1 protein-coding gene and 1 pseudogene are annotated in these 1,206 nt (G+C 41.6%); both read left to right on the forward strand.

The genetic code is table 11. The features are described from left to right. Positions 1-542: pseudogene (locus QMA12_RS22000) on the forward strand (type IV secretion protein Rhs); the annotation flags it as partial. Positions 543-554: 12 nt separating this feature from the next. Continuing rightward, positions 555-1,206, forward strand: a 652-nt coding sequence (locus QMA12_RS22005; RefSeq protein ID WP_290295318.1) for an Imm49 family immunity protein, incomplete at its 3' end; no start/stop codon positions are given.

A 1,206-nucleotide genomic window follows, 5' to 3' on the forward strand; every position in this document is an offset into this window, starting at 1 on the left:
CACAACGTGATGCCGCGCTATTAGCAGGCGACGCTAAAGCATTAAAAGAGGCACAAAAAGCCATGCGACTGGCCAGTGAAGATTTAGGTGAAGAAGCCGCCCGCATTTATGTACAACAAAACTACCCCAATGCCAAACCGTTAAACACCAAATTACCCGGTAACGGCAAACAAGGTGAGTTTGACCAAGTGTATGTTACTGACGATGGTAAAGTCCTTATCATGGAAGGTAAAGGCGGGAATGCAACATGGGGCAGTAGAATGGCTGGAGAGGAACGTGCCCAGCAAGGCTCCGGCAGGTACATGGATTCTGTGATTGATAATTACACAACTAAACTAGATACACTCACAAAAGACCCTCGCTATGGTAAAGTCGGCGAAGAAGCGTTTACCGAGCAAGTTAAAAAACTAAGAAAAACAGTAAAGAAAATAAACTCGTCTAAGCTAGATGAGTCATTAGAATATATTGGCATACAACAAAAAGCCAATGACAATGGGCTGATCGAGACCATTGATGTATCAATTTTTGATATCGGATTTTAAGGAGTTATTTAAATGATTAAAACCCATTATAGTTACGCAAAAATTATCTATGAAGAAATGGTTGAAGATTATGAAGAGCACGAAGAAAAAAATATTCCTCGCATTCAAAAGAATCCTAGCTTAGGACTATATACACAATTTAAACGAAATTTAATTGAATCATTCCCCATGGAAGCCATTGAAAACCCCAATAGCTACCACGCTTGGTTATACCTACTACGCGCATCACAATTAGGCCACGGTATTTTTCAAAGTAACGCCAATGATGGTAAGGCTTTTTCATTCTTTTATGATGACGAATACCTAGAGGTGATTGGCAAGAAAAATCCTGAAAACGCAGAGCACCCTGTGTGGCTACTTGCTTTGTATACGGCGATTATTGTACACAACCAAGCGGCCCTTGACTTTTTAACCGCCATCGACAATGAGGTGTTTGTAAACTCTAATTACAGCAATCAACTCAAGCCGTTTGATTATGCCTTGGCTGATTTACTCAAAGGACTGTTCAACCCAAGCGCCGACTTAGCACACCTCCTAGAGCAAGCGTATGTCACCTCAAACCCAGATGATTACCCTATTGATGAGGCGTATTTGTATGCCAGTCGTCTCAAGTGGCCATTAGTCTCTATCATCGAAGCGATTTTCACTGAAGACGGCGAGCAAG

It is taken from the genome of Pseudoalteromonas sp. APC 3893 (assembly GCF_030408095.1).
Classification (GTDB): domain Bacteria; phylum Pseudomonadota; class Gammaproteobacteria; order Enterobacterales; family Alteromonadaceae; genus Pseudoalteromonas.